The organism is Glaesserella sp. (assembly GCF_041814905.1).
Taxonomy (GTDB): domain Bacteria; phylum Pseudomonadota; class Gammaproteobacteria; order Enterobacterales; family Pasteurellaceae; genus Glaesserella.
Genome location: NZ_JBGXYA010000080.1, coordinates 1 through 23,723, shown reverse-complemented (window position 1 = coordinate 23,723; position 23,723 = coordinate 1). Strand labels below are relative to the sequence as shown.

Annotated in this window: 22 protein-coding genes; 18 read left to right on the top strand and 4 right to left on the bottom strand. The window is 42.6% G+C overall.

Going from position 1 to position 23,723, the window contains the following annotated elements; genetic code table 11:
• Positions 1 to 7 precede the first annotated feature (7 nt).
• The 16 genes from rsmH to lpxC all read left to right on the top strand — a co-directional run bounded on the left by rsmH (position 8) and on the right by lpxC (position 18,317).
• The gene (gene rsmH, locus ACEYJ7_RS10790; RefSeq protein ID WP_373779102.1) at positions 8 to 946 is read left to right on the top strand and encodes a 16S rRNA (cytosine(1402)-N(4))-methyltransferase RsmH; all 939 of its coding nucleotides are present in this window, start codon (positions 8 to 10) and stop codon (positions 944 to 946) included.
• Complete coding sequence (ftsL, locus tag ACEYJ7_RS10785; protein WP_373779139.1) at positions 943 to 1,257, top strand: cell division protein FtsL; 315 nt, start codon at positions 943 to 945, stop codon at positions 1,255 to 1,257. Before rsmH ends, ftsL begins: the two co-directional genes overlap by 4 nt.
• Positions 1,258 to 1,259: 2 nt before the next feature.
• Positions 1,260 to 3,317, top strand: a complete 2,058-nt coding sequence (locus ACEYJ7_RS10780) for a penicillin-binding transpeptidase domain-containing protein (RefSeq protein WP_373779101.1) — start codon at positions 1,260 to 1,262, stop codon at positions 3,315 to 3,317.
• A gap of 108 nt (positions 3,318 to 3,425) precedes the next feature.
• Positions 3,426 to 4,928: a UDP-N-acetylmuramoyl-L-alanyl-D-glutamate--2,6-diaminopimelate ligase gene (gene murE / locus ACEYJ7_RS10775; protein ID WP_373779100.1), complete on the top strand. Its 1,503-nt coding sequence runs from the start codon at positions 3,426 to 3,428 to the stop codon at positions 4,926 to 4,928.
• A gap of 5 nt (positions 4,929 to 4,933) precedes the next feature.
• Positions 4,934 to 5,383 carry a hypothetical protein gene (locus ACEYJ7_RS10770; protein WP_373779099.1) on the top strand — a complete coding sequence of 150 codons (450 nt, stop codon included), beginning with the start codon at positions 4,934 to 4,936 and terminating at the stop codon, positions 5,381 to 5,383.
• Between the two features lie 17 nt (positions 5,384 to 5,400).
• Positions 5,401 to 6,789 carry a UDP-N-acetylmuramoyl-tripeptide--D-alanyl-D-alanine ligase gene (gene murF, locus ACEYJ7_RS10765; protein WP_373779098.1) on the top strand — a complete coding sequence of 463 codons (1,389 nt, stop codon included), beginning with the start codon at positions 5,401 to 5,403 and terminating at the stop codon, positions 6,787 to 6,789.
• Between the two features lie 48 nt (positions 6,790 to 6,837).
• The gene (gene mraY, locus ACEYJ7_RS10760; RefSeq protein ID WP_373779097.1) at positions 6,838 to 7,920 is read left to right on the top strand and encodes a phospho-N-acetylmuramoyl-pentapeptide-transferase; all 1,083 of its coding nucleotides are present in this window, start codon (positions 6,838 to 6,840) and stop codon (positions 7,918 to 7,920) included.
• A gap of 56 nt (positions 7,921 to 7,976) precedes the next feature.
• Positions 7,977 to 9,278: a UDP-N-acetylmuramoyl-L-alanine--D-glutamate ligase gene (gene murD / locus ACEYJ7_RS10755; protein ID WP_373779096.1), complete on the top strand. Its 1,302-nt coding sequence runs from the start codon at positions 7,977 to 7,979 to the stop codon at positions 9,276 to 9,278.
• The gene (ftsW, locus tag ACEYJ7_RS10750) at positions 9,278 to 10,456 is read left to right on the top strand and encodes a putative lipid II flippase FtsW (protein WP_373779095.1); all 1,179 of its coding nucleotides are present in this window, start codon (positions 9,278 to 9,280) and stop codon (positions 10,454 to 10,456) included. Before murD ends, ftsW begins: the two co-directional genes overlap by 1 nt.
• 17 nt (positions 10,457 to 10,473) lie before the next feature.
• Positions 10,474 to 11,529: an undecaprenyldiphospho-muramoylpentapeptide beta-N-acetylglucosaminyltransferase gene (gene murG, locus ACEYJ7_RS10745; protein WP_373779094.1), complete on the top strand. Its 1,056-nt coding sequence runs from the start codon at positions 10,474 to 10,476 to the stop codon at positions 11,527 to 11,529.
• 89 nt (positions 11,530 to 11,618) lie between these two features.
• Positions 11,619 to 13,046: a UDP-N-acetylmuramate--L-alanine ligase gene (murC, locus tag ACEYJ7_RS10740; RefSeq protein ID WP_373779093.1), complete on the top strand. Its 1,428-nt coding sequence runs from the start codon at positions 11,619 to 11,621 to the stop codon at positions 13,044 to 13,046.
• A 76-nt stretch (positions 13,047 to 13,122) separates the two neighbouring features.
• The gene (locus ACEYJ7_RS10735; RefSeq protein ID WP_373779092.1) at positions 13,123 to 14,034 is read left to right on the top strand and encodes a D-alanine--D-alanine ligase; all 912 of its coding nucleotides are present in this window, start codon (positions 13,123 to 13,125) and stop codon (positions 14,032 to 14,034) included.
• Positions 14,034 to 14,813, top strand: a complete 780-nt coding sequence (locus ACEYJ7_RS10730; protein ID WP_373779091.1) for a cell division protein FtsQ/DivIB — start codon at positions 14,034 to 14,036, stop codon at positions 14,811 to 14,813. Before ACEYJ7_RS10735 ends, ACEYJ7_RS10730 begins: the two co-directional genes overlap by 1 nt.
• A gap of 26 nt (positions 14,814 to 14,839) precedes the next feature.
• The gene (gene ftsA / locus ACEYJ7_RS10725) at positions 14,840 to 16,117 is read left to right on the top strand and encodes a cell division protein FtsA (protein WP_373779090.1); all 1,278 of its coding nucleotides are present in this window, start codon (positions 14,840 to 14,842) and stop codon (positions 16,115 to 16,117) included.
• A gap of 42 nt (positions 16,118 to 16,159) precedes the next feature.
• Entirely contained in the window at positions 16,160 to 17,371 is a 1,212-nt protein-coding gene (gene ftsZ / locus ACEYJ7_RS10720) for a cell division protein FtsZ (protein ID WP_373779089.1), read from the top strand.
• Between the two features lie 28 nt (positions 17,372 to 17,399).
• Positions 17,400 to 18,317: a UDP-3-O-acyl-N-acetylglucosamine deacetylase gene (lpxC, locus tag ACEYJ7_RS10715; RefSeq protein ID WP_373779088.1), complete on the top strand. Its 918-nt coding sequence runs from the start codon at positions 17,400 to 17,402 to the stop codon at positions 18,315 to 18,317.
• 109 nt (positions 18,318 to 18,426) lie between these two features.
• Here lpxC and deoD read toward each other — a convergent pair whose 3' ends face one another.
• The 3 genes from deoD to ACEYJ7_RS10700 all read right to left on the bottom strand — a co-directional run bounded on the left by deoD (position 18,427) and on the right by ACEYJ7_RS10700 (position 21,313).
• A complete protein-coding gene (gene deoD, locus ACEYJ7_RS10710) occupies positions 18,427 to 19,143 on the bottom strand; it encodes a purine-nucleoside phosphorylase (protein ID WP_373779087.1) in 717 nt (238 codons plus the stop codon).
• Positions 19,144 to 19,173: 30 nt separating this feature from the next.
• Positions 19,174 to 19,953, bottom strand: coding sequence for a deoxyribose-phosphate aldolase (deoC, locus tag ACEYJ7_RS10705; protein WP_373766215.1), 780 nt, complete (start codon positions 19,951 to 19,953; stop codon positions 19,174 to 19,176).
• A gap of 88 nt (positions 19,954 to 20,041) precedes the next feature.
• Positions 20,042 to 21,313: a NupC/NupG family nucleoside CNT transporter gene (locus ACEYJ7_RS10700; protein WP_373779086.1), complete on the bottom strand. Its 1,272-nt coding sequence runs from the start codon at positions 21,311 to 21,313 to the stop codon at positions 20,042 to 20,044.
• Positions 21,314 to 21,571: 258 nt separating this feature from the next.
• Between ACEYJ7_RS10700 and ACEYJ7_RS10695 the strand changes: the two genes are divergently transcribed.
• Together ACEYJ7_RS10695 and ACEYJ7_RS10690 are read left to right on the top strand one after the other, a co-directional pair.
• Entirely contained in the window at positions 21,572 to 22,267 is a 696-nt protein-coding gene (locus ACEYJ7_RS10695; protein WP_373779085.1) for an N-acetylmannosamine-6-phosphate 2-epimerase, read from the top strand.
• Position 22,268: 1 nt separating this feature from the next.
• Positions 22,269 to 23,153, top strand: coding sequence for an N-acetylmannosamine kinase (locus tag ACEYJ7_RS10690; RefSeq protein WP_373779084.1), 885 nt, complete (start codon positions 22,269 to 22,271; stop codon positions 23,151 to 23,153).
• A 91-nt stretch (positions 23,154 to 23,244) separates the two neighbouring features.
• On the opposite strand, the gene ribE is transcribed toward ACEYJ7_RS10690, so the two are convergent.
• Positions 23,245 to 23,706 (bottom strand): 6,7-dimethyl-8-ribityllumazine synthase, encoded by a 462-nt coding sequence (ribE, locus tag ACEYJ7_RS10685; RefSeq protein ID WP_042905789.1) that lies wholly within the window; start codon positions 23,704 to 23,706, stop codon positions 23,245 to 23,247.
• Positions 23,707 to 23,723: the final 17 nt, after the last annotated feature.

Sequence of the window (23,723 nt, the reverse complement as noted above, 5' to 3'; positions counted from 1 at the left end):
TAATAAGATGAGCGATACCCAAAAACACATCACGGTATTATTACATGAAGCCGTTGATGGATTAAATATTCAGCCAAACGGTATCTATATTGACGGTACTTTTGGACGAGGAGGACATTCTCGTCTGATTCTGAGTAAATTGGGAGAAAAAGGTCGCTTAATCGCAATCGATCGTGATCCGAGAGCGATCGCAGAAGCACAAACTATTGACGATCCTCGTTTTCAGATCATTCACACCACATTTTCAGAGATTCCGCAAATCTGTGAAGAGCAACAGCTGATCGGTAAAGTTGACGGTATTTTATTGGATTTAGGTGTTTCATCTCCACAGCTTGACGAAGCGGAACGCGGCTTTAGCTTTATGCGAGACGGTCCGTTGGATATGAGAATGGATACTACCAAAGGCTTATCCGCAATGGAATGGTTGGCGCAAGTGAGTGTTGAAGATCTCGCTTGGGTATTAAAAGAGTTTGGAGAGGAACGTTTTGCAAAACGTATCGCACAAGCGGTCGTTTCTTTCAATAAATTTGCAAATGAGAAGATTTCAAGCACATTACAACTCGCGCAAATTATTGCCGACGCCGTGCCGTTTAAGGATAAACATAAACATCCGGCAACGCGTTCTTTTCAAGCAATCCGTATTTTTATTAATAGCGAATTAGATGAACTTGAAAAAATCTTGCAATCGGCAGTAAAGGTGTTGGCGCCGGAAGGGCGTTTATCCATTATCAGTTTCCATTCTCTCGAAGATCGAATGGTAAAACAATTTATGCGAAAACAGAGTAAAGGGGAAAGTGTGCCGAAAGGATTACCGATTTTAGAAAGTGAATTAAATAAAAATATTCCTTTGAAAACAATTGGTAAAGCAATTATGCCAAGTGATGCGGAAATTGATGCGAACCCTCGCTCACGTAGTGCCGTGCTTAGAGTTGCGGAGAAAAGATAATGTCAAATGAACGCTATCCGTTACGTCAAATTATCTTAGACGATTTAACCAGCCACAATAAAGTTGCTCTAATTTTATTGGTGGGGGTGATTGTAAGTGCAATTGCAACAATTTGGCTCACTCATCACACCCGTTTATTAACGGCAGAGCAAGGAAAGTTAGCTCAAATACATCAAAAATTGGAAAGCCAATATATACATTTACAACTAGAAGAAAATTCCAGAAGCCAAAAATCCCGAATTGAAGCGGTCGCTGAAAAATTCGGTTTACAGCCTGTTCAAAAATCACAAGAAATTATCTTAGTAGAGTAACAATGAGAAAGTCAGTTAAGTTTAAGCCAAAAAAAGAGGTATCGGCGTTAGAATCACAAAAAGCGGCAAGTATTAAAAGCGAGCCGAGTTTCTTACCTTCGCGTTTTTGGATGGTTTATGTCTTTATTGCCGTAATGGTTGTTGCATTGATCGCTCAAAGCTTCTTTCTACAAGTGACGGATTCAGCACGTTTAATTTCTGAGGCAAATGACCGTTCTCTTCGCACGACAGAGCTTCCTTTTACACGGGGCAAGATTTTAGATCGTAACGGTCGGGTATTATCTATCAGCGTGCCGATGTATTCAATTACCATTGATCCGAAAGAATATTTTGATACTAAGTTGCGACGCAACAAAGATCAATGGCGTAAATTGGCGATGGAAATGGGCGTGTCTGCAGGAAAAATAGAAGCAAGTGTAAATAATTTTATTAAAAGTAAAACCGATAGCAAAAAGAAAGAGAAAAAGTATGATCCGCGGGTTATTTTGAATACAAAAAATGAAGGTTATTGGACCTTACTTGCCCGTTCTACAGGCTTGGATTATAACGAATTAATTGCGAAAGTACGTAATAATCCGGACTCTGCTTTCATCTATGCTGAAAACTCAGCCGCATCCCTTGATCGTGAGAAAATGCAAGAACTCGCTAAAGGTTTGGGGATGAAATATAACGCCTTAATGGACAAATTATATGAGGCTTCAGATGATCGCTTTTTTTATATTTCACGTCATGAATCAGAAACGATGGCGGATTATGCAAAAGCCTTAAAAATTAATGGATTAGTGTTAAAAATTGAATCTCGTCGATTTTATCCGTTGGCAGAGGAAGTCTCGCAATTAGTCGGCTTCACCGATAAAGACGATAAAAACGGTAGTGAAGGTTTAGAACGTAGTTTTAATTCATTATTGATTGGTAAAGACGGTAAAAAAATTATCCGTAAGGATGCACGCGGTAATGTGATTGAAAATGTGCGTGATGAGAAAAAATATGATGCGCAAGATGTAATACTAAGCATTGACGAAGAACTGCAATCAATGGTTTATCGTGAAATCAAAAAAGCCGTAATTGAAAATAAAGCAGAGTCAGGTACGGCGGTTTTGGTTGACATTCAAACCGGCGAAGTGTTGGCAATGGCAAACGCACCGTCGTTCAATCCGAATAATCGAAGTGAATTCAAATCGGAATTAGCGCGTAACCGAGCAATTACCGATACCTTTGAACCGGGTTCGACGGTTAAACCATTGGTAGTATTAACGGCTTTACAAAATAAAGTCACTTATCTGAGTGAAGTAATCAACACTCGTCCGTTTGTGGTAAACGGGCATACGATCAAAGACGTTGCACCGCGTGAAAGTTTAAGTTTGACCGGTATTTTGCAAAAATCGAGTAACATTGGTGTGAGCCGTTTAGCTTTGCGTATGCCTTCAACTGCATTAGTGGATACCTATTCTAAAGTCGGTTTTGGTAAAGATACTGGATTAGGGCTAGGTGAGCAACGCGGTTCAAACGGTGACCGCAAACGTTGGGCGGAAATTGAGCGAGCCACTATGGCATACGGTTACGGTTTGAATGTCACACCGTTACAGTTAGCAAGAGCTTATGCAACATTAGGAAGCTTTGGGATTTATCGTCCACTTTCGATTACTAAAGTCGATCCTCCGGTGATTGGTGAGCGTGTACTTCCTGAAAAAATTACCCGTGAAGTGGTTCATATGATGGAAAGTGTCGCCCATAAAGGTGAGGGTGGTGCGCGAGCGGCGGTAGACGGTTTCCGTGTAGCAATCAAAACCGGTACGGCGCGTAAATTGGAAAAAGGCAGATATGTTGAAAAATATATCGCTTACACTGCAGGTATTGCGCCGGCGAGCGATCCGCGTTTTGCTTTAGTCGTACTGATTAATGAACCGAAAGCTGGTGCCTATTATGGTGGAGCAATTTCCGCACCGTTATTTTCAAGCATTATGGGCTATACACTTAAGGCACGTAATATAAAACCCGATAACCTGACGGAGGATATGAAAAGTGCCGTAAGGGAAATTCGGGGACATCAAACAAACTAGTACAAATATCTCGGCGCGAGCATTGCTCGTGCCTTGAGCGTTTTTAAAACAGCAGAAAATTCGGTGCAACCAACATCGTTGCATCAATATAAGATAACAGAGGCAATAATGAACCGTTTACTTCCTTTTTTCCCGGAACTGACAACTTGGACTGAACTGACCGATTTAAATAATATGACTTTAGACAGCCGCCAAGTTCAGCAAGGTGACTTATTTGTCGCCTTAAAAGGGCATCAGGTTGATGGTCGCCAATTTATTGAAAAAGCCATTGCACAAGGGGCAAAATTAGTGTTAGCCGAGGCGAATGCGCCTCAACAAGCAGTTGAATTAGAGCCGAAATTTGCAAAATTCAATGCGGATCGTACCGCTTGTAAAGTCCTTTCCGTGCCAAACCTTCCACAAATTCTTTCTGCCGTCGCCGGTGCATTTTATGGCGAACCTTCCAAGAAACTGACGTTAGTCGGCATTACCGGCACCAACGGTAAAACTACCACGGCTCAACTTTTCGCTCAATGGAATAATTTACTCGGCGGGAAATCTGCGGTAATGGGGACTATCGGGAACGGGTTATACGGACAAGTACAAGAAGCGGTAAACACTACCGGTTCAGCTATTGAAATTCAGCATAATTTGGCCCGTTTTGTCGAACAAGGCGCAGATTTTTGTGCAATGGAAGTTTCTTCCCACGGCTTGGTACAGCATCGAGCCGAAGCATTAGATTTTGATTTAGCGTTATTTACCAATTTAAGTCGTGATCATCTTGATTACCACAACAGCATGGAAGAGTACGCGCAGGCAAAATTTCGCCTGTTCAGTGAACTGACTTCCAAACAGCAGGTGATTAATGCCGATGATGAAATCGGACGTGAATGGTTAGCGAAATTACCGGAAGCGGTGGCGATCAGCATCGATCCTAAAAATAAATTATCACAACAGCGATGGGTTCAGGCACAAACGGTCGAATTTACCTTAAAAGGCGCAACCATTACTTTTGACTCTTCTTGGGGAAAAGGCAAATTGGAGAGCCGTTTAATCGGCGTTTTTAATGTCAGCAATCTGTTGACTGCACTCGGCGGTTTATTGGCTTTAGGCTATGATTTGGCAAAATTAATTGAAACTGCACCACAGCTTAGCGGTGTGAGCGGGCGTATGGAGTGCTTGGTCAGCGAAACCGATGCCGAAATGCCGATGGTGATTGTTGATTACGCACATACTCCGGATGCATTGGAAAAAGCGTTGGAGGCAGCGCGTTTACATTGTGACGGTAATTTATGGTGTGTTTTCGGCTGTGGTGGTGACAGAGATTCCGGTAAACGCCCGTTAATGGCTCGCATTGCCGAACAGTTAGCAGACAGAGTGATTGTGACCGATGACAACCCACGTACCGAAGATCCTGATGTGATTTTTAACGATATTATGAAAGGTTTCCGCAAACCAAAAGCGGTACAGTCTATGCATATTCGCCAATATGCTATTGAACAAGCGATCGCCCAAGCCGAGCCAAAAGATGTGATTTTAATTGCGGGTAAAGGACATGAAGATTACCAAATTATTGGCACGAAGAAATATCACTTTTCGGATCAAGAATGGGCGAAAAAATTTCTTGGCTAGGATCGATGAATAAACAAAGAATTACGATTACTGCCTTTATTTTTAAATTAGGTGACGATTATTTAGGATTTTTAAGGAATCTTACTCCAACGGTACTTTTTCTTTCTTTGGCGTTTTTTGGATTGCCTGAATTAGAGAATCCAAATTGGAGCCTTGAAAAAGTAGGCATGGTGTTGTTTTCTTTAGGATCACTCTTTATTGCAATCAGCACTATGGCGGTTAATATCGCCTCATTTGCTAAGAAAGCATTAAAAGCTTTACAAGAATTGCAGAATATAGAAGTCAACACACCGCTGAGTTTTTGGCAAACGGTGAAGTTATTTTGGCAAGAAGGTAATGCTAAAGTGGTGATGTTCTTTTTCGTCATTAACATCGTCGCTGTGATGATGGTGATGACCTACGGCATGAACTATGCCTTTAATTTCTACCGAACCATATCTAGTATGGTGGGTTAATACAAATAAGGTAATAAATGATACAACAAACCACCCAACAACTCGCCCAAATCCTAAAGGGTAAACTACTCGGTAGTAGCGAGATTATTGTTGAAAACGTCAGTACAGACACCCGTCAAGCGGTTGAAAAAGGTTTATTTTTTGCATTAAAAGGCGAAAAATTTGATGCTCACGATTATGTGGAAAAAGCGATTGAACAAGGCTGTGTCGCCTTAGTCGTTGAGCGTGAATTGGCGGTGAATGTGCCGCAAATTATTGTGGAAGATACCCGCTTGGCTCTTGGCGAACTGGCAAAATGGCTTAAAGCGGAGTTAAATCCGAAAACCGTCGCGATGACAGGTTCTTCAGGTAAAACGACCGTAAAAGAGATGACTGCAAAAATCTTGCAAAAAGTGACCGCTTGCGAAGATGAAGTGCTTTATACCTTTGGTAATCTTAATAACGATTTGGGTGTGCCGATGACGTTATTGCGTTTGACTCCGCAACATCGGTTTGCTGTCATTGAATTAGGTGCCAACCATATCGGTGAAATCGCCTATACCACGGCGATTGCTCAGCCGGACGCTTGTTTAGTCAATAACGTAGCACCCGCTCACTTGGAAGGTTTTGGTTCATTACAAGGCGTAGCGCAAGCAAAAGGCGAGATTTATCGCGGTTTAAAACCGGAAGGTATTGCGATTGTTAACCTTGCTCATTATTACCCGCAGTGGCAGAAAGAAATTGGTGATCATCCGTTACAATCGTTCAGTTATAGCGGTGAAGATAAAGATTCTTACGCTGATTATTGGGCGGAAAATGTGGAATTGCTGCTAAACGGTTCGCGTTTTGTGCTGCATTCGCCGCAAGGGGAAATGGAGATCAATTTGCCTTATTTGGGGGCGCATAATGTCAGTAATGCCTTGGCGGCAGCTTCTTTAGCGATGGCAGTGGGCGCTGACTTACTTGCAGTGAAAGCAGGATTAGAACAGCGTTCGGCGGTAAAAGGGCGTCTTTATCCGATAGAAATCAATCAAAATGTGCTGTTCATTGATGACAGTTACAACGCCAATGTCGATTCGATGAAATCGGCAGTGTCGGTGTTGAAAAATTATCCGGCTTTCCGCATTTTGGCGGTCGGAGATATGGCGGAATTGGGCAAAGAAAGTGCGGCTTGTCATCAAGATGTCGCGGATTTCGTTGCTGATGCAGAGCTGGATTTAGTGGTGAGTTTCGGGAATGAAAGCCGGGTAATCAGTCACAATTCGGCACATCATTTTACGGATAAAACGGCGATGCATGATTTTCTTTTGCCGATTATTTTGCAAAAAATTGCGCAAAACCGACCGCTTGTATTATTAGTAAAAGGCTCTCGTAGCCGTAAGATGGAAGAGTTAGTGGCTGCATTATGTCGTTCCTTAGGCATTTAACTCGAGTTTTTTAGATTTTTTATTTTTTGTTCTTTTAAGGATTTAGCAATGTTAGTTTGGCTAGCTGAGTATCTTGTGCAGTTTAATACTGCGTTTAATGTGGTGTCCTATATTACTTTCCGTTCAATTATGGCGTTATTAACTGCGCTGATTATTGGTTTATGGATTGGTCCGACGGTGATTCGTCGCTTACAAATTTTAAAATTCGGTCAAGAAGTTCGCCACGATGGTCCGGAAAGCCACTACAAAAAACGCGGCACGCCGACAATGGGCGGGGTAATGATTCTATTTGCGATTGGTGCGAGTACTTTACTTTGGGCGGATTTGAGAAATCCTTATGTTTGGTTTGTATTATTTATTTTGTTAGGCTATGGCGTTGTTGGTTTTGTTGATGATTATTGGAAAATTTCGCGTAAAAGCACCGATGGTTTGATTGCCCGTTGGAAATATTTTTGGTTGTCGGTCATTGCATTGATTTCTGCTTTTGGTATGTATGCGATTGGAAAAGATACCGCTGCAACTCAGCTCGTTGTGCCATTTTTCAAAGATGTGATGCCGCAACTTGGCTTGTTCTACATTGTATTGACCTATTTTGTCATTGTCGGCACCAGTAATGCAGTGAACTTAACCGACGGTTTAGACGGCTTGGCGATCGTGCCGATCATTATGGTAGCGGGTGCATTTGCACTTATCGCTTGGGCGACGGGGAACTATAATTTTGCTCAATACTTACATATTCCTTATATCAAATATAGCAGTGAATTGGTGATTTTATGTACCGCAATTATTGGGGCTGGTTTAGGCTTTTTGTGGTTTAACACCTATCCGGCACAAGTCTTTATGGGCGATGTCGGCTCACTTTCACTGGGCGGTGCTTTGGGTGTCATTGCAGTATTGGTTCGTCAGGAATTACTGTTAGTTGTAATGGGCGGTGTATTTGTGGTGGAAGCTTTGTCGGTAATTTTACAGGTCGGTTCTTATAAGCTTCGCCAAAAACGTATTTTCCGTATGGCACCGATTCATCATCACTTTGAACTGAAAGGCTGGCCGGAACCTCGTGTTATCGTCCGTTTCTGGATTATCACATTAATGTTAGTGTTGATTGGATTGGTGACATTAAAACTGCGTTAAAAATTTGCATGGTGGGTTTTATCCGCCAAATTCAAAAAATTGGAAGAGAATAAAATATGCAAAATCAATATCAAGACAAATTAGTAACGGTTATCGGCTTAGGAAAAACCGGCTTATCTTGTGTCGATTTTTTAGTAGAGAAAAAGGCAAAAGTACAGGTCATTGATACCCGTCAGCAGCCTGCCGGTGCAGATAAGTTGGCGAAAGATATTCCGCTACATACCGGAAGTCTTAATCTTGAATGGTTACTTGCCTCTGATCTGATTGTAATCAGTCCGGGGCTTGCGATTGCTACACCTGAAATTCAGCAAGCTATTCGATCAGGCATTGAAGTGGTGGGCGATATTGAGTTGTTTTGTCGTGAAGCAAAAGCGCCGATTATTGCGATTACCGGTTCAAACGGTAAAAGTACCGTGACGACTTTAACGACCGAAATGGCGAAACAGGCGGGAATTAAAGTTGGTATGGGCGGTAATATCGGTGTGCCGGCTTTAAGTTTATTGAGTGGCGATTATGATCTCTATGTGCTTGAACTTTCAAGTTTTCAATTAGAAACAACCCATTCATTAAAAGCAAAATCGGCGACGATTTTAAATCTGAGTGAAGATCACATGGATCGTTACGACAGTATTGCAGATTATCGCCAAGCGAAGCTCAACATTTATGAAAATGCGGAACATATCATTGTAAACGGTGAGGATCCGCAAACTTACCCGTTACAAGCGGTCGGATCTTTGCGTAAATTTGCAGAACATGAGGCAGATTACAGTGTCCGTGATGGGGTACTGTATTCCGGTGAAGAGCCGATAATTGCGATAAAAGAGATGGTAATTAAAGGTCGCCATAATGAGATGAACGCTTTAGCGTCAATAGCGTTGGCTGAAGCGGCAGGCGTTCCGCGCGAAGGTATTGTGAAAGCCCTGAAAAGTTATTGTGGTTTGGAGCACCGTTTCCAGCCTGTAGCGACTCATGACGGAGTGCGTTGGATTAATGATTCTAAAGCGACTAATGTCGGCAGTACAGTAGCAGCGTTGAACGGCTTAAAAGTGGATGGAACGCTCTATTTATTGTTGGGCGGTGATGGTAAAGATGCCGATTTCACTGAATTGAAACCTTTGATTAATAAAGAAAATATTATTTGCTACTGCTTCGGTAAAGATGGTGCGCAGCTCGCGCAATTAAGTGAACGAAGCGTGTTGATTGAAACGATGAAAGAGGCGGTAGAAGCGATTCGTCCGCAATTGAAAGCGGGTGATATGGTTTTGCTTTCACCTGCGTGCGCTAGTTTGGATCAATTCCCGAATTTTGAAGTACGAGGTAAACAATTTGCCGAACTTGCGCAGGGAGTAGTCTCCTAATGCTTGAGAGTGTGAAACAGGAATGGGCAAAGTGGACGAATTTAACCCCTCCGAATGCTCTTTATGATCGCAGTTTGATTTGGCTGTTTATCGTGTTACTGATGATTGGCTTAGTGATGGTAACATCGGCCTCCATTCCGATCAGTACCCGTTTGTATAATGATCCGTTTCACTTTGCTGTTCGTGACGGTCTGTATGTTATTGCGGCAATTTGTGCTTGTGCATTCTTTGTACAGGTACCGAGCGAACGTTGGGAGCGATTTAACGGCTGGTTTTTCGTTATTTCTTTAGGTTTGTTGCTGGCAACCTTATTCGTCGGTAAAAACGTAAACGGGGCGACTCGTTGGATTCCGATTGGTCCCATTAACTTCCAACCGGCAGAATTGGCAAAATTAGCGGTAATTTGTTATTTCTCTAGTTTTTATGTGCGTAAATTTGATGAAATGCGTACCAGAAGTTTTAGTTTTGTCCGACCAATGGTGATTTTAGGGCTGTTTAGTATATTACTGTTATTGCAACCTGATTTAGGTAGTACAGCGGTATTATTTGTTCTCACGTTTGCAATGTTGTTTATTATGGGAGCGCGAAAGTTCCAGTTCCTCTTATTAGTGATTACCGGCGGATTAGCGTTTGCGTTTTTGGTATTGAGTTCCGAATATCGTTTAAAACGTGTAACGTCCTTTATGGATCCTTTTGCCGACGCTTATGGTGACGGTTTCCAATTATCCAACTCACAAATGGCATTTGGTCAGGGAGAATGGTGGGGAAGAGGATTAGGTAATTCTGTACAAAAATTAGAATATTTACCGGAAGCTCACACGGACTTTGTAATGGCCGTGGTTGGTGAAGAATTTGGCTTATTCGGCATCGGCGTGATTGTACTGTTATTGACTGCCTTAACGTTACGTGCACTGAAAATCAGCCGTGAAGCATTAATTTTAGAGCAACGTTTTAAAGGTTTTTTTGCCTTTGGTATCGGCGTTTGGATTTTTATTCAAGGCTTTGTAAATCTTGGCGTGGCTTCCGGACTATTACCGACCAAAGGATTAACTTTTCCATTGGTAAGTTATGGTGGGTCAAGTTTAGTGATTATGTCGATTGCCATTGCGGTGTTATTAAGAATAGATCATGAAAACCGTCTGGCGAAAGTGGGACACGCTCATTTAATTGACGATTAGTATTAGGATAATAAAAAGTGGCAAAGAAATTATTAGTTATGGCAGGCGGAACAGGCGGGCATGTTTTCCCCGCCATTGCCGTTGCCCGTGAGTTACAGCAGCAAGGTTGGGAAATCCGCTGGTTAGGAACTCAAGATCGTATGGAAGCAGATTTAGTGCCGAAACACGGTATCCCGATTGAGTTTATTCAGATTTCAGGTTTGAAAGGTAAAGGGATTAAAGCATTACTTACCGCTCCATTTGCGATTTTCCGTGCGGTATTACAAGCGCGTAAAATCATCAAAAATTACCAACCTGATGCGGTATTGGGAATGGGGGGCTATGTGTCAGGTCCGGGCGGTATTGCGGCAAAATTATGCGGTGTGCCGATTATTCTTCATGAGCAAAATGCAGTAGCAGGCTTGACCAATGTATGGTTGTCCAAAATTGCCCGTAAAACGTTACAAGCGTTTCCATCGGCATTTCCTAATGCGGAAGTGGTCGGCAATCCGGTAAGACAAGATCTTTTTCACATTGCACCGCCGGAGCAACGTTTCGCTGAAAAAGGTTATCCGATCAATATTTTGGCGATGGGAGGCAGCCAAGGGGCAATGGTCATTAATAAAACCGTGCCGGAAGTTGCAAAACGTTTAGGGGAAAGCGTCTTTATCAGCCATCAGGTCGGTAAAGGCAAATTAGAGGGCGTCGAACAAGTTTATCAAGCAACCGGTAATGGTATCGCCAGCGAATTTATCGATGATATGAAAGCCGCTTATGAATGGGCGGATTTAGTGATTTGTCGTTCCGGCGCATTAACGGTATGTGAAATTGCCGCTGCCGGGTTGCCTGCTGTTTTTGTGCCGTTTCAACATAAAGATCGCCAACAATTTTTAAATGCCGAATATTTGGCACAAGCCGGAGCGGCGATTATTATCGAACAAAAAGATTTTTCTCCGGAAAGTTTATTGAAGGCTCTGCAACCGTTAGTGGCGGATCGCCGTTTACTCACTGAAATGGCAGTGAAAGCGCGCCAAAAGTCGACACCGCTTGCAGCCAAGCGTGTTGCTGAAGTGATCACTCAAGAAGCAAATTAATATTTTTTAGTACAAGCGGTCAGTTAGGAACGGAGATTTGCAAATTAAGCTTGCAAACAGACCGCTTGTAATAACATAAGGTAATAACAATGAAAAATTTCCAAGATGAAATCAAAACACTTGTACCGGAAATGCGCCGTGTAAACCAAATTCACTTTGTCGGGATTGGCGGTGCGGGCATGAGCGGTATCGCTGAAGTTCTATTAAACGAAGGGTATAAAATCAGTGGTTCGGATATTGCCGACGGTCCGGTCACTCAACGTTTAGCTAAAGCAGGGGCGAAAATTTATTTCGGTCACCAAGGTGATAATGTTGCCGGAGCAAGTGTGGTTGTTATTTCCAGTGCGATTAATGACAGCAATCCTGAAGTGGTTGCGGCAAAAGCGTTGCGTATTCCAGTTATTCAACGCGCACAAATGTTGGCGGAAATTATGCGTTTCCGTCATGGTATTGCGGTTGCCGGTACGCATGGTAAAACGACAACAACCGCAATGTTATCCATGATTTATACAGAAGCGGGGCTTGACCCGACTTTTGTAAACGGTGGTTTGGTGAAATCAGCCGGAAAAAATGCCCATTTAGGCGCAAGCCGTTATTTGATCGCAGAAGCAGACGAAAGTGATGCGTCTTTCTTACATTTACAGCCAATGGTGTCGGTAGTAACGAATATTGAGCCGGATCATATGGATACTTATGGTGGTGATTTTGAAAAAATGAAAGAGACTTACGTGCGCTTTTTACGTAACTTGCCGTTTTACGGTTTAGCGGTAATGTGCGCCGATGATGCGGTCGTGATGGAAATTGCACCGAAAGTTGGTCGTCAAGTTATTAGCTATGGCTTTAGTGAAAAAGCGGATTATCGTATCGAAGATTATCAACAAACCGGTTTTCAAGGACATTATTCCGTTATTTGCCCGTCTGGTGAACGTATTGAAGTATTACTTAACGTACCGGGTAAACATAATGCGCTCAATGCGACTGCGGCATTGGCCGTCGCAAAAGAAGAAGGGCTCGGTAATGAAGCAATTTTAGCCGCACTGGCGAATTTCCAAGGTGCGGGGCGTCGTTTTGATCAATTAGGTTCATTTATTCGTCCGAATGGTAAAGTAATGTTGGTTGATGATTACGGTCATCATCCAACGGAAGTAGATGTGACTATCAAAGCTGCCCGTCAAGGTTGGGAAAACAAACGTGTGGTTATGGTATTCCAACCACATCGTTATTCACGGACTCGTGATTTGTTCGATGATTTTGTGCAGGTGCTTTCACAGGTGGACGCTTTGGTCATGTTAGACGTGTATGCAGCGGGGGAAGCGCCGATTGTCGGGGCGGATAGTAAGGCATTATGTCGTTCAATCCGTAATTTGGGTAAAGTTGATCCGATTTTGGTGTCCGACAGTACGCAATTAGGTGAAGTGCTTGATCGAATTATTCATGATGGTGACCTGATTTTGGCTCAAGGGGCGGGAAATGTGAGTAAACTTTCACGTGATTTGGCAGCAAGTTGGAAAAATTAATAGAAATATAAGCCTGATACAAGCGTTTTTAGCATAAGTAGGAAGCTTGAGTTAACAGGTGGTAAGGTAAAAGAGAATGAGCTTAAAAAACGAAAAAATTGCGGTATTGTTTGGTGGTGTTTCTGCCGAACGTGAAGTATCACTGAATTCAGGCGCGGCGGTAGTCAGCGCATTACAAAGTTTGGGCTATAACGTAGAAGCGATTGATACTAAAACATTTCCGATTGAAAAACTAAAAGAAAAAGGTATTCAGCGCGTGTTTAATATTTTGCACGGCGGTATTGGTGAAAACGGTGTATTACAAGGAGCATTGGAACAGCTTGGTATTCCTTATACCGGTTGCGGTGTGATGGCTTCGGCAATTACGTTGGATAAATTTCGTACCAAATTATTATGGAATGCAATAGGTCTGCCGACGGCCGACATGGTAGTTGTGCAGCGCGGACAAGCGGTCAGTTGTGACGAAATTATTGCAAAATTGGGTTTACCTCTCTTTGTTAAACCTGCCAGTGAAGGTTCAAGCGTTGGTGTCAGCAAAGTGAAGACAGCCGAGCAACTCCTTCCGGCAATTGAGGAAGCGTTAAAATATGATGCTATCGTCTTAGTGGAAGAGAACTTGGCTGGTGCAGAATACTCCGTGCCGGTACTTGACGGTGAGGTTTTGCCGGCGGTGCAAATCATCCCGGAAGGCGAATTCTATGATTATCATGCAAAATATATTTCGGACAATACCCAATATATTTGTCCGGTATTAAATGACGAACGTCAAGCAGAAGTCGCCAAGTTGGTTAAACAGGCTTATGATGTAGTGGGTTGTCGTGGGTGGAGCAGAATTGATGTCATGGAAGATGCAAAAGGCAATTTCCGTTTGGTTGAAGTGAATACAAGCCCAGGTATGACAAGCCACAGTATTTTCCCTAAATCTGCAGCAACTGTCGGTTACAGTTTTGAGCGTTTAGTTGAGCGTGTATTGGAGTTAAGTGTTTAATGGCGGTGGTTTTTCGTAAAAAACCGACTTCGGTGATTCGAACAAATTTGAGTAAGCCGAAAAATAGTACAAATTGGTTAATGTTTATTAAGCCGATTATTGTGCTATTATGTGCCGTTTTTATTTATGTAATTTATAATAATTGGTCGAATTGGTTAGCCAGATTAGATAAAACACCGATTAAATCGTATGCGCTGACTCATAAAACTCAATTTACAACAAATACGGATATTCGTGAAATCTTATCGAAAGAACCTCTGTTGAAAGGCTATTTTGAACAAGATATTCAAGAAGTTAAAGATAAGTTTTTAGCGGTTTCTTGGATTAAAGACGTTGTAGTGAGAAAGGTTTATCCTGATCGTTTAAGTATTACATTATTGGAGCATCGTCCCGTCGCTCTTTGGAATAAAGAACAATATCTTTCCGATCAAGGCGTGGTATTCAGTTTGCCCAAAGGGCGTTTTGACGGAAGCGGGCTGCCGGTATTAGCCGGTCCTGACTCCGAAAGCAAAGTAGTATTAGAGGCTTGGTCAAAAATACAGCATGACCTGAAATCGCGTAATTTAGAGTTGGCTTCAATTGCAATGAATAGTCGAGGCTCTTGGACTATTACGTTAGATAACGGCGTAGAATTGAGGTTAGGTCGTGGAAACTGGCTCCCGAAAATAGATCGCTTTGTAACAATATTCCCGGAAATTGAAATTCCGGAAGGAAAACGGTTGTCCTATGTAGATCTCCGTTATGAGCACGGAGCATCCGTAGGGTTTAGTATTAAATAATTTATTATTCGCAAACATAATTAATCATGACAAAAGTAGCAGAATCTAAAATAGTTGTTGGCTTAGAAATCGGTACTCATAAAGTAGTAGCGGTTGTAGGGGAAGTATTACCCGACGGCGTTATTAATGTAATCGGTTCGGGGGTTAGTCCGTCAAAAGGCGTATATGGCGGTGGCGTCGTTGATCTTGATGCTACGGTAAGCTCCATTCAACGAGCTATTGAAGAAGCGGAGTCTGTTTCGGATTGTAAGATTATGGGCGTGACGTTAGCACTTTCCGGTCCGCATATTACCGCTTTAAATGAGAGTGGCACAGTTCCGCTTACCGGGGCAGTGAATCCTGAAGATTTGGATAATGCGATTCATATTGCCCGTTCGGTAAAATTACCTGACGGATTAGAAACATTACATATTATCCCTCAGGAATATCGAGTAGACAGATTGCCCGCAACTAAAAACCCGTTGGGTTTGTCCGGTATGCGCTTACAGGCTCAGGCGCACTTAATTGCATGTCATAATGATTGGCTGCGTAATTTGAAAAATGCGGTGGAGCGCAGTAAATTAAAAATCGATCAAATCGTTTTTTCGGGTTTGGCATCCAGTTATTCCGTATTGACTGATGATGAAAGAGAATTAGGCGTTTGTTTAATTGATATTGGTGGCGGTACGATGGATGTGCTGGTTTATACCGATGGTGCTTTGCGTTTTAGTAAAGTTATCCCCTTCGGCGGTAATAATGTGACGGACTATATTGCTCAGATGTTTGCGGCTTCTCGTAATGAGGCTGAAAATATAAAAGTACAATACGGTAGTGCAATTACTCCTCCTACCCATTTCCCTGAGAAGAAAATTGATGTAGCCGGGCTTGGCGGCAGAATGCCAAGAACTTTTACTAAAGAACAATTGTCTAAAGTCACGGCTCAATGTTATAACGATTTATTGGGGCTTGTCGTCGAACAATTAATACAATTACGTAGTGAGTTGTCACAAAAAGGTATAAAACAAGAATTAATTGCGGGAATTGTTTTAACTGGTGGTGGTTCTCAAATTGAAGATATTGTAGAATGTGCAAAATCTGTATTTGGTTCACAGGTTCGTGTCGGTTACCCGTTAAATATTACCGGATTAACGGATTATGTGAATAAACCACAATATGCAACGGTATTAGGACTTTTGCAATATAGTCATTACAACGATGCTGATAATAGTTCAAGCGGTGAAATCGGTGAGAAAGTCGGTGGCATTATTGATATTTTTGGTCGTGGTGTTAAGAAAGTTTATAATTGGGCAAAATCAAGTTTTTAATGAGTGTTGATCTGTTATCAGCACATTTAGGGAGAATCAAGAATGTTTGAACCTATTTACGAAGCAACTCAAGATGCGGTAATTAAAGTTATCGGTGTCGGCGGCGGCGGCGGTAATGCGCTTAATCACATGGTAAGCAGTACCCAAACAGATGTTGGGAGCGTTGAGTTTTTTTCAGTTAATACTGATGCGCAAGTATTACGTAGTAGTGCAGTGCGTAATACAATTCAAATAGGTGCAAGCGTAACTAAAGGATTAGGTGCCGGCGCAGACCCGAATGTTGGTCATCAGGCGGCAGAAGAAGACCGTGAAGCCTTAAGCAATATGATTGCCGGTGCGGACATGGTGTTTATTGCAGTCGGTATGGGTGGTGGTACCGGTACCGGTGCAGCCCCAGTCATCGCGGAAATTGCAAAAAGTCAAGGTGCATTGACAGTAGGTATTGTTACTAAACCTTTTTCCTTTGAAGGTAAAAAACGTTCAGGATACGCAGATCAAGGTATTCGCGAACTGGCTAAACATGTTGATTCTCTCATTATCATTCAAAACGACAAATTATTAAAAGTATTGCCTAAAAACGTTAAATTTAATGAAGCTTTTGGTGTTGCTAATGATGTATTACGCAATGCAGTACTAGGTATTACCGATATGATTACTTCGGAAGGTTTGGTTAACGTTGACTTTGCCGATGTGAAAAAAGTGATGTCGGAAATGGGACGCGCTATGATGGGAACAGGTATTGCAGAAGGTGAAAACCGAGCTGAAAATGCTGCAAAAGAAGCTGTTGCCAGCCCATTATTGGAAGATGTGGATTTATCCGGTGCAAAAGGCATTTTAGTAAATATTTCTTCAGGTTTAGATATTGAACTTGCAGAAGTAAACACTATTATGGAATATGTAACTAGCTTTGCGGATCCTGATGCTGCTATTATTTTCGGTTCAGCATTTTATCCTGAAATGGAAGGTAAAATTCGTGTAACTTTAGTGGCGACCGGTATTGGTCAACCGGATGAAACATTACATATGCCACCAAAAATGCAACCGGTTCAACAGCAGGGCTATCCTCAGCAACAACCAATGCATCATCAAGGTGGATATCAGCAGCAATCCGGTTTTATGAGTGGTTACCCACAACAAAATCAGTTTGGGCAGCAGCAACAGCAGCAACAATCTGCGCAAAAACCGCAACAAGTAGATAGTTCTCAAATGTTTTCCCCGAGCTCGATTCCCGGGTTTATGAGAAATGGTCAGTAAAATACCATTGGGGAAATAAGGAAACGATATGATTAAACAAAGAACCCTTAAACAAGCGACTAAAGTAACCGGTATTGGCTTGCATAGCGGCAAAAAAGTGACGCTAACTCTGCGTCCTGCGCCAGCCAATACAGGAATTATTTATGCGCGTACGGATCTCGATCCTGTCGTTTATTTTCCTGCAAGTGCGGATTCTATTCGTGATACTACTTTATGTACCTGTATGATTAACGATGACGGAGTACGTATCTCAACGGTAGAGCATTTAAATGCAGCAATGGCATCACTAGGCTTAGACAACCTTATTGTAGAAGTGAATGCGGCTGAAATTCCGATTATGGACGGCAGTGCAAGCCCGTTTATCTATTTATTACTTGACGCCGGCATCGAAGAGCAGGATGCTACTAAAAAATTCATCCGTATTAAACATAATGTACGTGTTGAAGAAGGGGATAAATGGGCTGAGTTTAAGCCTTATAACGGTTTTAAATTAGATTTTACCATTGATTTTACGCACCCTATGATTACTAAAGATGTGCGTAACTATAAAATGGAGTTTTCAGCACAACATTTTATTCAACAATTAAGTCGTGCAAGAACCTTTACTTTTATGAAAGACGTAGAATATCTACAATCAATCGGTTTAGCTTTAGGCGGTAGTTTGGATAATGCTATCGTATTAGATGAATACCGTATTTTGAATGAAGAAGGCTTGCGTTTTAAAGATGAATTGGTTCGCCATAAAATGCTTGATGCAATCGGTGACTTATTTATGTGTGGTTATAATATTTTAGGTGATTTCAGCGCATACAAATCCGGTCACGGTTTAAATAATAAACTGCTTAGGACTGTGTTAGCGGATGAAACTGCGTGGGAATTTGTCACTTTTGAAGATAAAGCCGAAGTACCGCAAGGTTTTCAAGTTCAAGGGCAAGTCTTTATCTAGTGCTAAACTTGAAGAGTTAAATTAAAATGCCGAATACGTTATTATTCGGCATTTTTTGTCTACTGTGCCATTATTTACAAGTGGTTATTTTGGTGCATTATTTTGCAAATTATGTTCGGTCACCGATAAGAACGGATTCCAATGCAATTTCAATCATATCATTGAAAGTTAATTGACGTTCTTCTGCCGTGGTTTGTTCGTGAGTGCGAATGTGATCCGAAACGGTACAGATAGTTAATGCTTTGGCACCGAATTCTGCGGCAACGCCGTAAATTCCCGCGGCTTCCATTTCAACCCCTAAAATGCCGTATTTTTCCATCACATCAAACATAGACGGATCCGGTGTGTAGAAAAGATCGGCGGAGAATAAGTTGCCGACACGGACATTTACGCCTTTTTCTTTTGCCGCTTGAACAGCCGCTGCCGTCATATCAAAATCGGCAATTGCCGCAAAGTCGTGATCTTTAAAACGCATACGGTTGACTTTTGAATCCGTACAAGCACCGACACCGATAACCACTTCACGTAATTTCACGTCTTGGCGAACCGCTCCGCAAGAACCGACGCGGATGATTTTTTTCACGCCGTATTCAGTGATTAACTCTTTGGCATAAATAGAGCAAGACGGGATACCCATACCGTGTCCCATTACAGAAATACGGCGCCCCTTATAAGTTCCGGTATAACCGAACATATTGCGTACATTCGTTACTTGTTCTGCGTTTTCTAAGAAAGTTTCAGCGATATATTTCGCACGAAGCGGATCGCCCGGCATTAAAACGACATCGGCAAATGCACCGGCAGGTGCGTTAATATGTGGAGTCATGTTATGTTCCTCTTAGTTAGAATGGAGAGATTAATATCCCGTTACGTTTTGATTTACTTGCTCATCCTTTAAGGTTGCAAGCAAATTTGCTAATAAACTGGAGGCGCCAAAGCGGAAATGCGCTTGGTTGATCCAATCTTTTCCTAAAATTTCAGCACTCAAGGCAAGATATTGTTGCGCTTCTTCGGTGGTTTTGACGCCGCCGGCCGCTTTAAAGCCGACTTTATCCGCAACACCTAAATCACGAATCGTTTCAAGCATAATACGTGCAGATTCAAGCGTCGCATTAACAGGCACTTTACCTGTTGAGGTTTTGATAAAATCCGCTCCCGCTTTAATCGAAATTTCACTGGCTTGACGGATTAATTCAGGTGTTTTTAATTCACCCGATTCAATAATGACTTTTAAAGCAACATTAGCTTGAGTACAAACCGCTTTACACTGTTTGACCAATTCGAATCCTACTTTCTCATTGCCGGCGATTAAGGCTCGGTATGGAAAAACTACATCTACTTCATCGGCGCCGTAAGCCACTGCCGCTTTGGTTTCGGCAACGGCAATGTCGATATCATCGTGACCGTGAGGGAAATTGGTTACTGTAGCAATTTTCACTTGTGGCGTACCTTGCGCTTTTAACGCTTTACGTGCAATAGGGACAAAACGTGGGTAAACACACACTGCTGCCGGCGTACCGAATTCGGTTTTACCTTGTTGGCATAACGCAATAACTTTGTCATCTGTGTCATTATCGTTTAATGTAGTTAAATCCATTAAAGATAAGGCTTGTTGTGCGATTTGTTTCAAATTCATGGTTACTCCTTATAAACGCAATCGTTTAACTTGGCTATAAACGACAACACCACAGTTTCCTGTGGTGTTGAGAATGTGTTTTTATCGATTACAATACGGCGCCGCCGATACCGATAAATAAACCTGCAATGGCCGCACTCATTAAGTTGGAGAGTGTACCCGCCGCAACGGCTTTGATTCCCATGCGCGCTACGTCACTACGACGATTCGGTGCCATACCGCCTAAACCGCCGATAAGGATAGCAATAGAACTCAAGTTTGCAAAGCCACAAAGTGCAAAGGTGATGATCGCAATCGTTTTTTCACCTAATACGACCGGCGCACTTTCCGGTTTTAAGTAGTTGGCAAAATCGGCATAAGCAACGAATTCGTTTACGACCAGTTTTTGTCCGATTAACGAACCGGCTACTTGTGCTTCGACTCCCCAAGGTACGCCGATAATCCAAGCAAGCGGTTGGAAAACATAACCTAATAAAGATTGTAATGTAACGCCTTCGAAGCCGACTAAGCCACCAACCCAACCGATAAAGCCGTTTAACATCGCAATTAATGCAATAAACGCTAATAGCATTGCACCGACATTCATGACAAGTTGTAAACCGGAGAATGCACCGACTGCCGCCGCTTCAATGACATTGGCCGGTTTGTCATCCATATCGTCTTCACTTAACTCATCTTTAAACGATTCTGTTTGCGGGTGTAGAATTTTGGCAAAGAGCAAACCGCCCGGCGCTGCCATAAATGATGCTGCGATTAAGTACGGAAGCGGAACCCCCATACCGGCATAACCAATCATTACCGCGCCGGCGACGGAGGCTAAACCACCACACATAACGGCAAACAATTCAGAGTCCGTCATTGATTTGATATATGGTTTTACCAATAACGGGGCTTCGGTTTGACCGACAAAGATATTTGCCGCCGCAGACATCGATTCCGCTTTTGATGTACCTAATGCTTTTTGTAACGCACCGCCAAGGAGCTTGATGACAATCTGCATAATACCAAGATAGTAAAGTACGGAAATTAATGCCGAAAAGAAAATAATCGGTGGAAGCACGCGCAAAGCAAAGACGAAACCGCCGCCACCGAATACTTCAAACATCTTATCACTGACTAAACCGCCAAATAAGAAACTGATACCGTCATTACCGTAGTTAATCACGGCGCTGACCCCTTTTGATGCGGCAAGCAAAGCATCGCGTCCAGCCGGGATATAGAGAATAATAGCGCCGATACCGATTTGAATTGCTAGCGCACCGAAAACGGTACGATAGTTAATTGCTTTTTTATTGTTGGATAACAAGAACGCAATTAAAAGGAGTACAACAATGCCTAACAGGCTCATAAATGTATCCATTTTTACAACCTCGAAAAAGTTTAACAGAAAATTGATTGCCAAATAAGAACACCGCAGCAACCATGAAAAAGGGTGTTTATGATACCGCCTTTTTTTGTCAAAATCTTCAAAATTTTATAGTTATATCAGTATTATGGCAGGCAAAGATAAAAAATTTGATCTACCTCTCACTTTTAAGCGGTATTTATTGATTTGTGTATTTAACAGGATTATTATTTGGAGTAAATCTTCTTTTTTATAATAAATTGTGGAGTAATTATGTCTAGATTAACCAAGGCACAAATTTTAGCGCAGTTACAAAACGGGCTAATCGCCTCCTGCCAGCCCGTGGATAACGGTCCGATGGATTCACCGGAAATCGTGGCGGCAATGGCAAAAGCATCAGTCATAGGAGGGGCGTCAGGATTACGTATTGAAGGCATTGATAATCTAAAAGCGGTACGAGCTGTTGTTGATGTCCCTATCGTTGGTATCGTTAAGCGGGATCTGCCTGACAGCCCGGTACGTATTACACCGTTTTTACAAGATATCGATGATCTCTATCATGCCGGTGCGGATATTATTGCTTTCGATGGTACGGATCGCATTCGCCCGACGACGATTGAAGCCTGTGCAAAGCGCATTCAAGAGCTCGGCGCCATGTCGATGGCCGACTGTTCAAACTATAAAGAAGGTATGTATTGCCAAGCGCTGGGAGTTGATCTGATCGGCAGCACCATGTCAGGCTATACCGGCGGTGAAACGCCTGATGAACCTGATGTACAACTTGTACGTGATTTGGTCGCAAGTGGTTGTCGTGTCATGGCGGAAGGACGGTACAATACGCCGGAGCTGGCGGCTGCGGCAATTGAAAACGGTGCATATGCCGTTACGGTCGGATCGGCATTGACCCGCTTGGAGCATATAGTCAGCTGGTTTGTCAGTGCGATCGATAATTGCAAAAAAGGAGCTTAAAATGACCGCTTGTTTAGCGATTGATGTCGGTGGAACGAAAATTGCGGCTGCGCTGGTCACCTTAAAAGATAAAGATGCACTGGTGGAACAACGCATTCAAATTCACACACCGCAAAACCCGAGTGCAGAGGCTTTGGATAATGCGTTAGCGGAAGTCCTACAGAAATTTTCAGGACAATTCGAAAAAGTCTCAGTGGCATCCACGGGGATTATTCAGAACGGTATATTAACCGCACTTAATCCGAAAAATTTAGGCAATCTTGCCTTTTTCCCTTTACAACAAAGTATTGCAAAACATACGGATAAGCCGATTACCTTGCTCAATGACGCACAAGCTGCCGGCTGTGCGGAATTTCTGCGCCAAGAGGATATTGAAAATTTTGCCTTTATTACGGTATCTACCGGTGTGGGAGGCGGAATTATTCTTAACCGTAAATTATTTACTGGTACAAATGGTGTTGCAGGGCATATCGGTCATACTTTAGCGGATCCAAACGGGGAGCTTTGTGGCTGTGGGAGAGTCGGATGTGTAGAAGCAGTCGCTGCTGGGCGTGCGATTGCGCGTGCAGCGGCAAAATGGGAAAACCCGTGTGAACCGCCGGAAGTGTTCGAACGTTTTAGAGCCGGTGATCCGCAGGCAGGAATGTTGGTGGATAAATCGGCAAAAGCTATTGCCAATTTAATCGCAGATTTAAAAATCGGTTTGGATATTCAACGGATTGCATTGGGTGGAAGTGTCGGTTTGACAAGTGGTTATTTAGCGCGCGTTGAGCATTTTTTAGCGCAAATGCCATCGATATACAGACCGGAAATTATCCCAGCCTATTATGCACAAGATGCCGGTTTGATCGGTGCTGCCTGGTGGGCGGAAAATCAATATGAATAATAAGCCGTTAAGTTAAACATAAAAATAAGGGCTGGGATGTCAGCCCCTCATTGTTTCTACAAGCGGTCAGTTTCGCTTACTATTTTGCAAATTATAGACCTTTTAACACATTCACCATTTCAATCGCGCCTAACGCACATTCAGAGCCTTTGTTGCCAGCTTTTGTGCCTGCACGTTCGATAGCTTGTTCGATATTTTCGGTAGTTAATACACCAAAAATAACCGGAACACCTGTTTGTAAGCTCACTGCACCAATGCCTTTTGCTGCTTCGTTACAAACGTAATCATAGTGCGTAGTTGAGCCACGGATTACTGTGCCTAAGCAGATTACTGCGTCATACTTACCGCTTTCCGCCATTTTTTTCGCAACCAACGGAATTTCAAATGCCCCAGGTACCCAAGCGGTATCAATATCGCTTTCGCTTGCACCGTGGCGAACGAGTGTGTCAATCGCACCGCTTAACAGTTTATCGTTGATAAAATCGTTAAATCTCGCACACACAATGCCGAATTTTAACCCTGTTGCGACTAAATTACCTGTAATAATTGCCATTTTTGCTTTTCCTTCTT

Excerpts from the sequence above, each read along its gene's own strand:
- deoD (WP_373779087.1), bottom strand. The coding sequence starts at position 19,143 with ATGACTCCACATATTAACGCACCTGCCGGTGCATTTGCCGATGTCGTT.
- murE (WP_373779100.1), top strand. The coding sequence starts at position 3,426 with ATGAACCGTTTACTTCCTTTTTTCCCGGAACTGACAACTTGGACTGAA.
- lpxC (WP_373779088.1), top strand. The coding sequence starts at position 17,400 with ATGATTAAACAAAGAACCCTTAAACAAGCGACTAAAGTAACCGGTATT.
- deoC (WP_373766215.1), bottom strand. The coding sequence starts at position 19,953 with ATGAATTTGAAACAAATCGCACAACAAGCCTTATCTTTAATGGATTTA.
- ACEYJ7_RS10700 (WP_373779086.1), bottom strand. The coding sequence starts at position 21,313 with ATGGATACATTTATGAGCCTGTTAGGCATTGTTGTACTCCTTTTAATT.
- ftsZ (WP_373779089.1), top strand. The coding sequence starts at position 16,160 with ATGTTTGAACCTATTTACGAAGCAACTCAAGATGCGGTAATTAAAGTT.
- ACEYJ7_RS10730 (WP_373779091.1), top strand. The coding sequence starts at position 14,034 with ATGGCGGTGGTTTTTCGTAAAAAACCGACTTCGGTGATTCGAACAAAT.
- mraY (WP_373779097.1), top strand. The coding sequence starts at position 6,838 with ATGTTAGTTTGGCTAGCTGAGTATCTTGTGCAGTTTAATACTGCGTTT.
- rsmH (WP_373779102.1), top strand. The coding sequence starts at position 8 with ATGAGCGATACCCAAAAACACATCACGGTATTATTACATGAAGCCGTT.
- murD (WP_373779096.1), top strand. The coding sequence starts at position 7,977 with ATGCAAAATCAATATCAAGACAAATTAGTAACGGTTATCGGCTTAGGA.
- ACEYJ7_RS10770 (WP_373779099.1), top strand. The coding sequence starts at position 4,934 with ATGAATAAACAAAGAATTACGATTACTGCCTTTATTTTTAAATTAGGT.
- ACEYJ7_RS10735 (WP_373779092.1), top strand. The coding sequence starts at position 13,123 with ATGAGCTTAAAAAACGAAAAAATTGCGGTATTGTTTGGTGGTGTTTCT.
- ftsW (WP_373779095.1), top strand. The coding sequence starts at position 9,278 with ATGCTTGAGAGTGTGAAACAGGAATGGGCAAAGTGGACGAATTTAACC.
- murF (WP_373779098.1), top strand. The coding sequence starts at position 5,401 with ATGATACAACAAACCACCCAACAACTCGCCCAAATCCTAAAGGGTAAA.
- ribE (WP_042905789.1), bottom strand. The coding sequence starts at position 23,706 with ATGGCAATTATTACAGGTAATTTAGTCGCAACAGGGTTAAAATTCGGC.
- murC (WP_373779093.1), top strand. The coding sequence starts at position 11,619 with ATGAAAAATTTCCAAGATGAAATCAAAACACTTGTACCGGAAATGCGC.
- ACEYJ7_RS10780 (WP_373779101.1), top strand. The coding sequence starts at position 1,260 with ATGAGAAAGTCAGTTAAGTTTAAGCCAAAAAAAGAGGTATCGGCGTTA.
- ACEYJ7_RS10690 (WP_373779084.1), top strand. The coding sequence starts at position 22,269 with ATGACCGCTTGTTTAGCGATTGATGTCGGTGGAACGAAAATTGCGGCT.
- ftsA (WP_373779090.1), top strand. The coding sequence starts at position 14,840 with ATGACAAAAGTAGCAGAATCTAAAATAGTTGTTGGCTTAGAAATCGGT.
- ACEYJ7_RS10695 (WP_373779085.1), top strand. The coding sequence starts at position 21,572 with ATGTCTAGATTAACCAAGGCACAAATTTTAGCGCAGTTACAAAACGGG.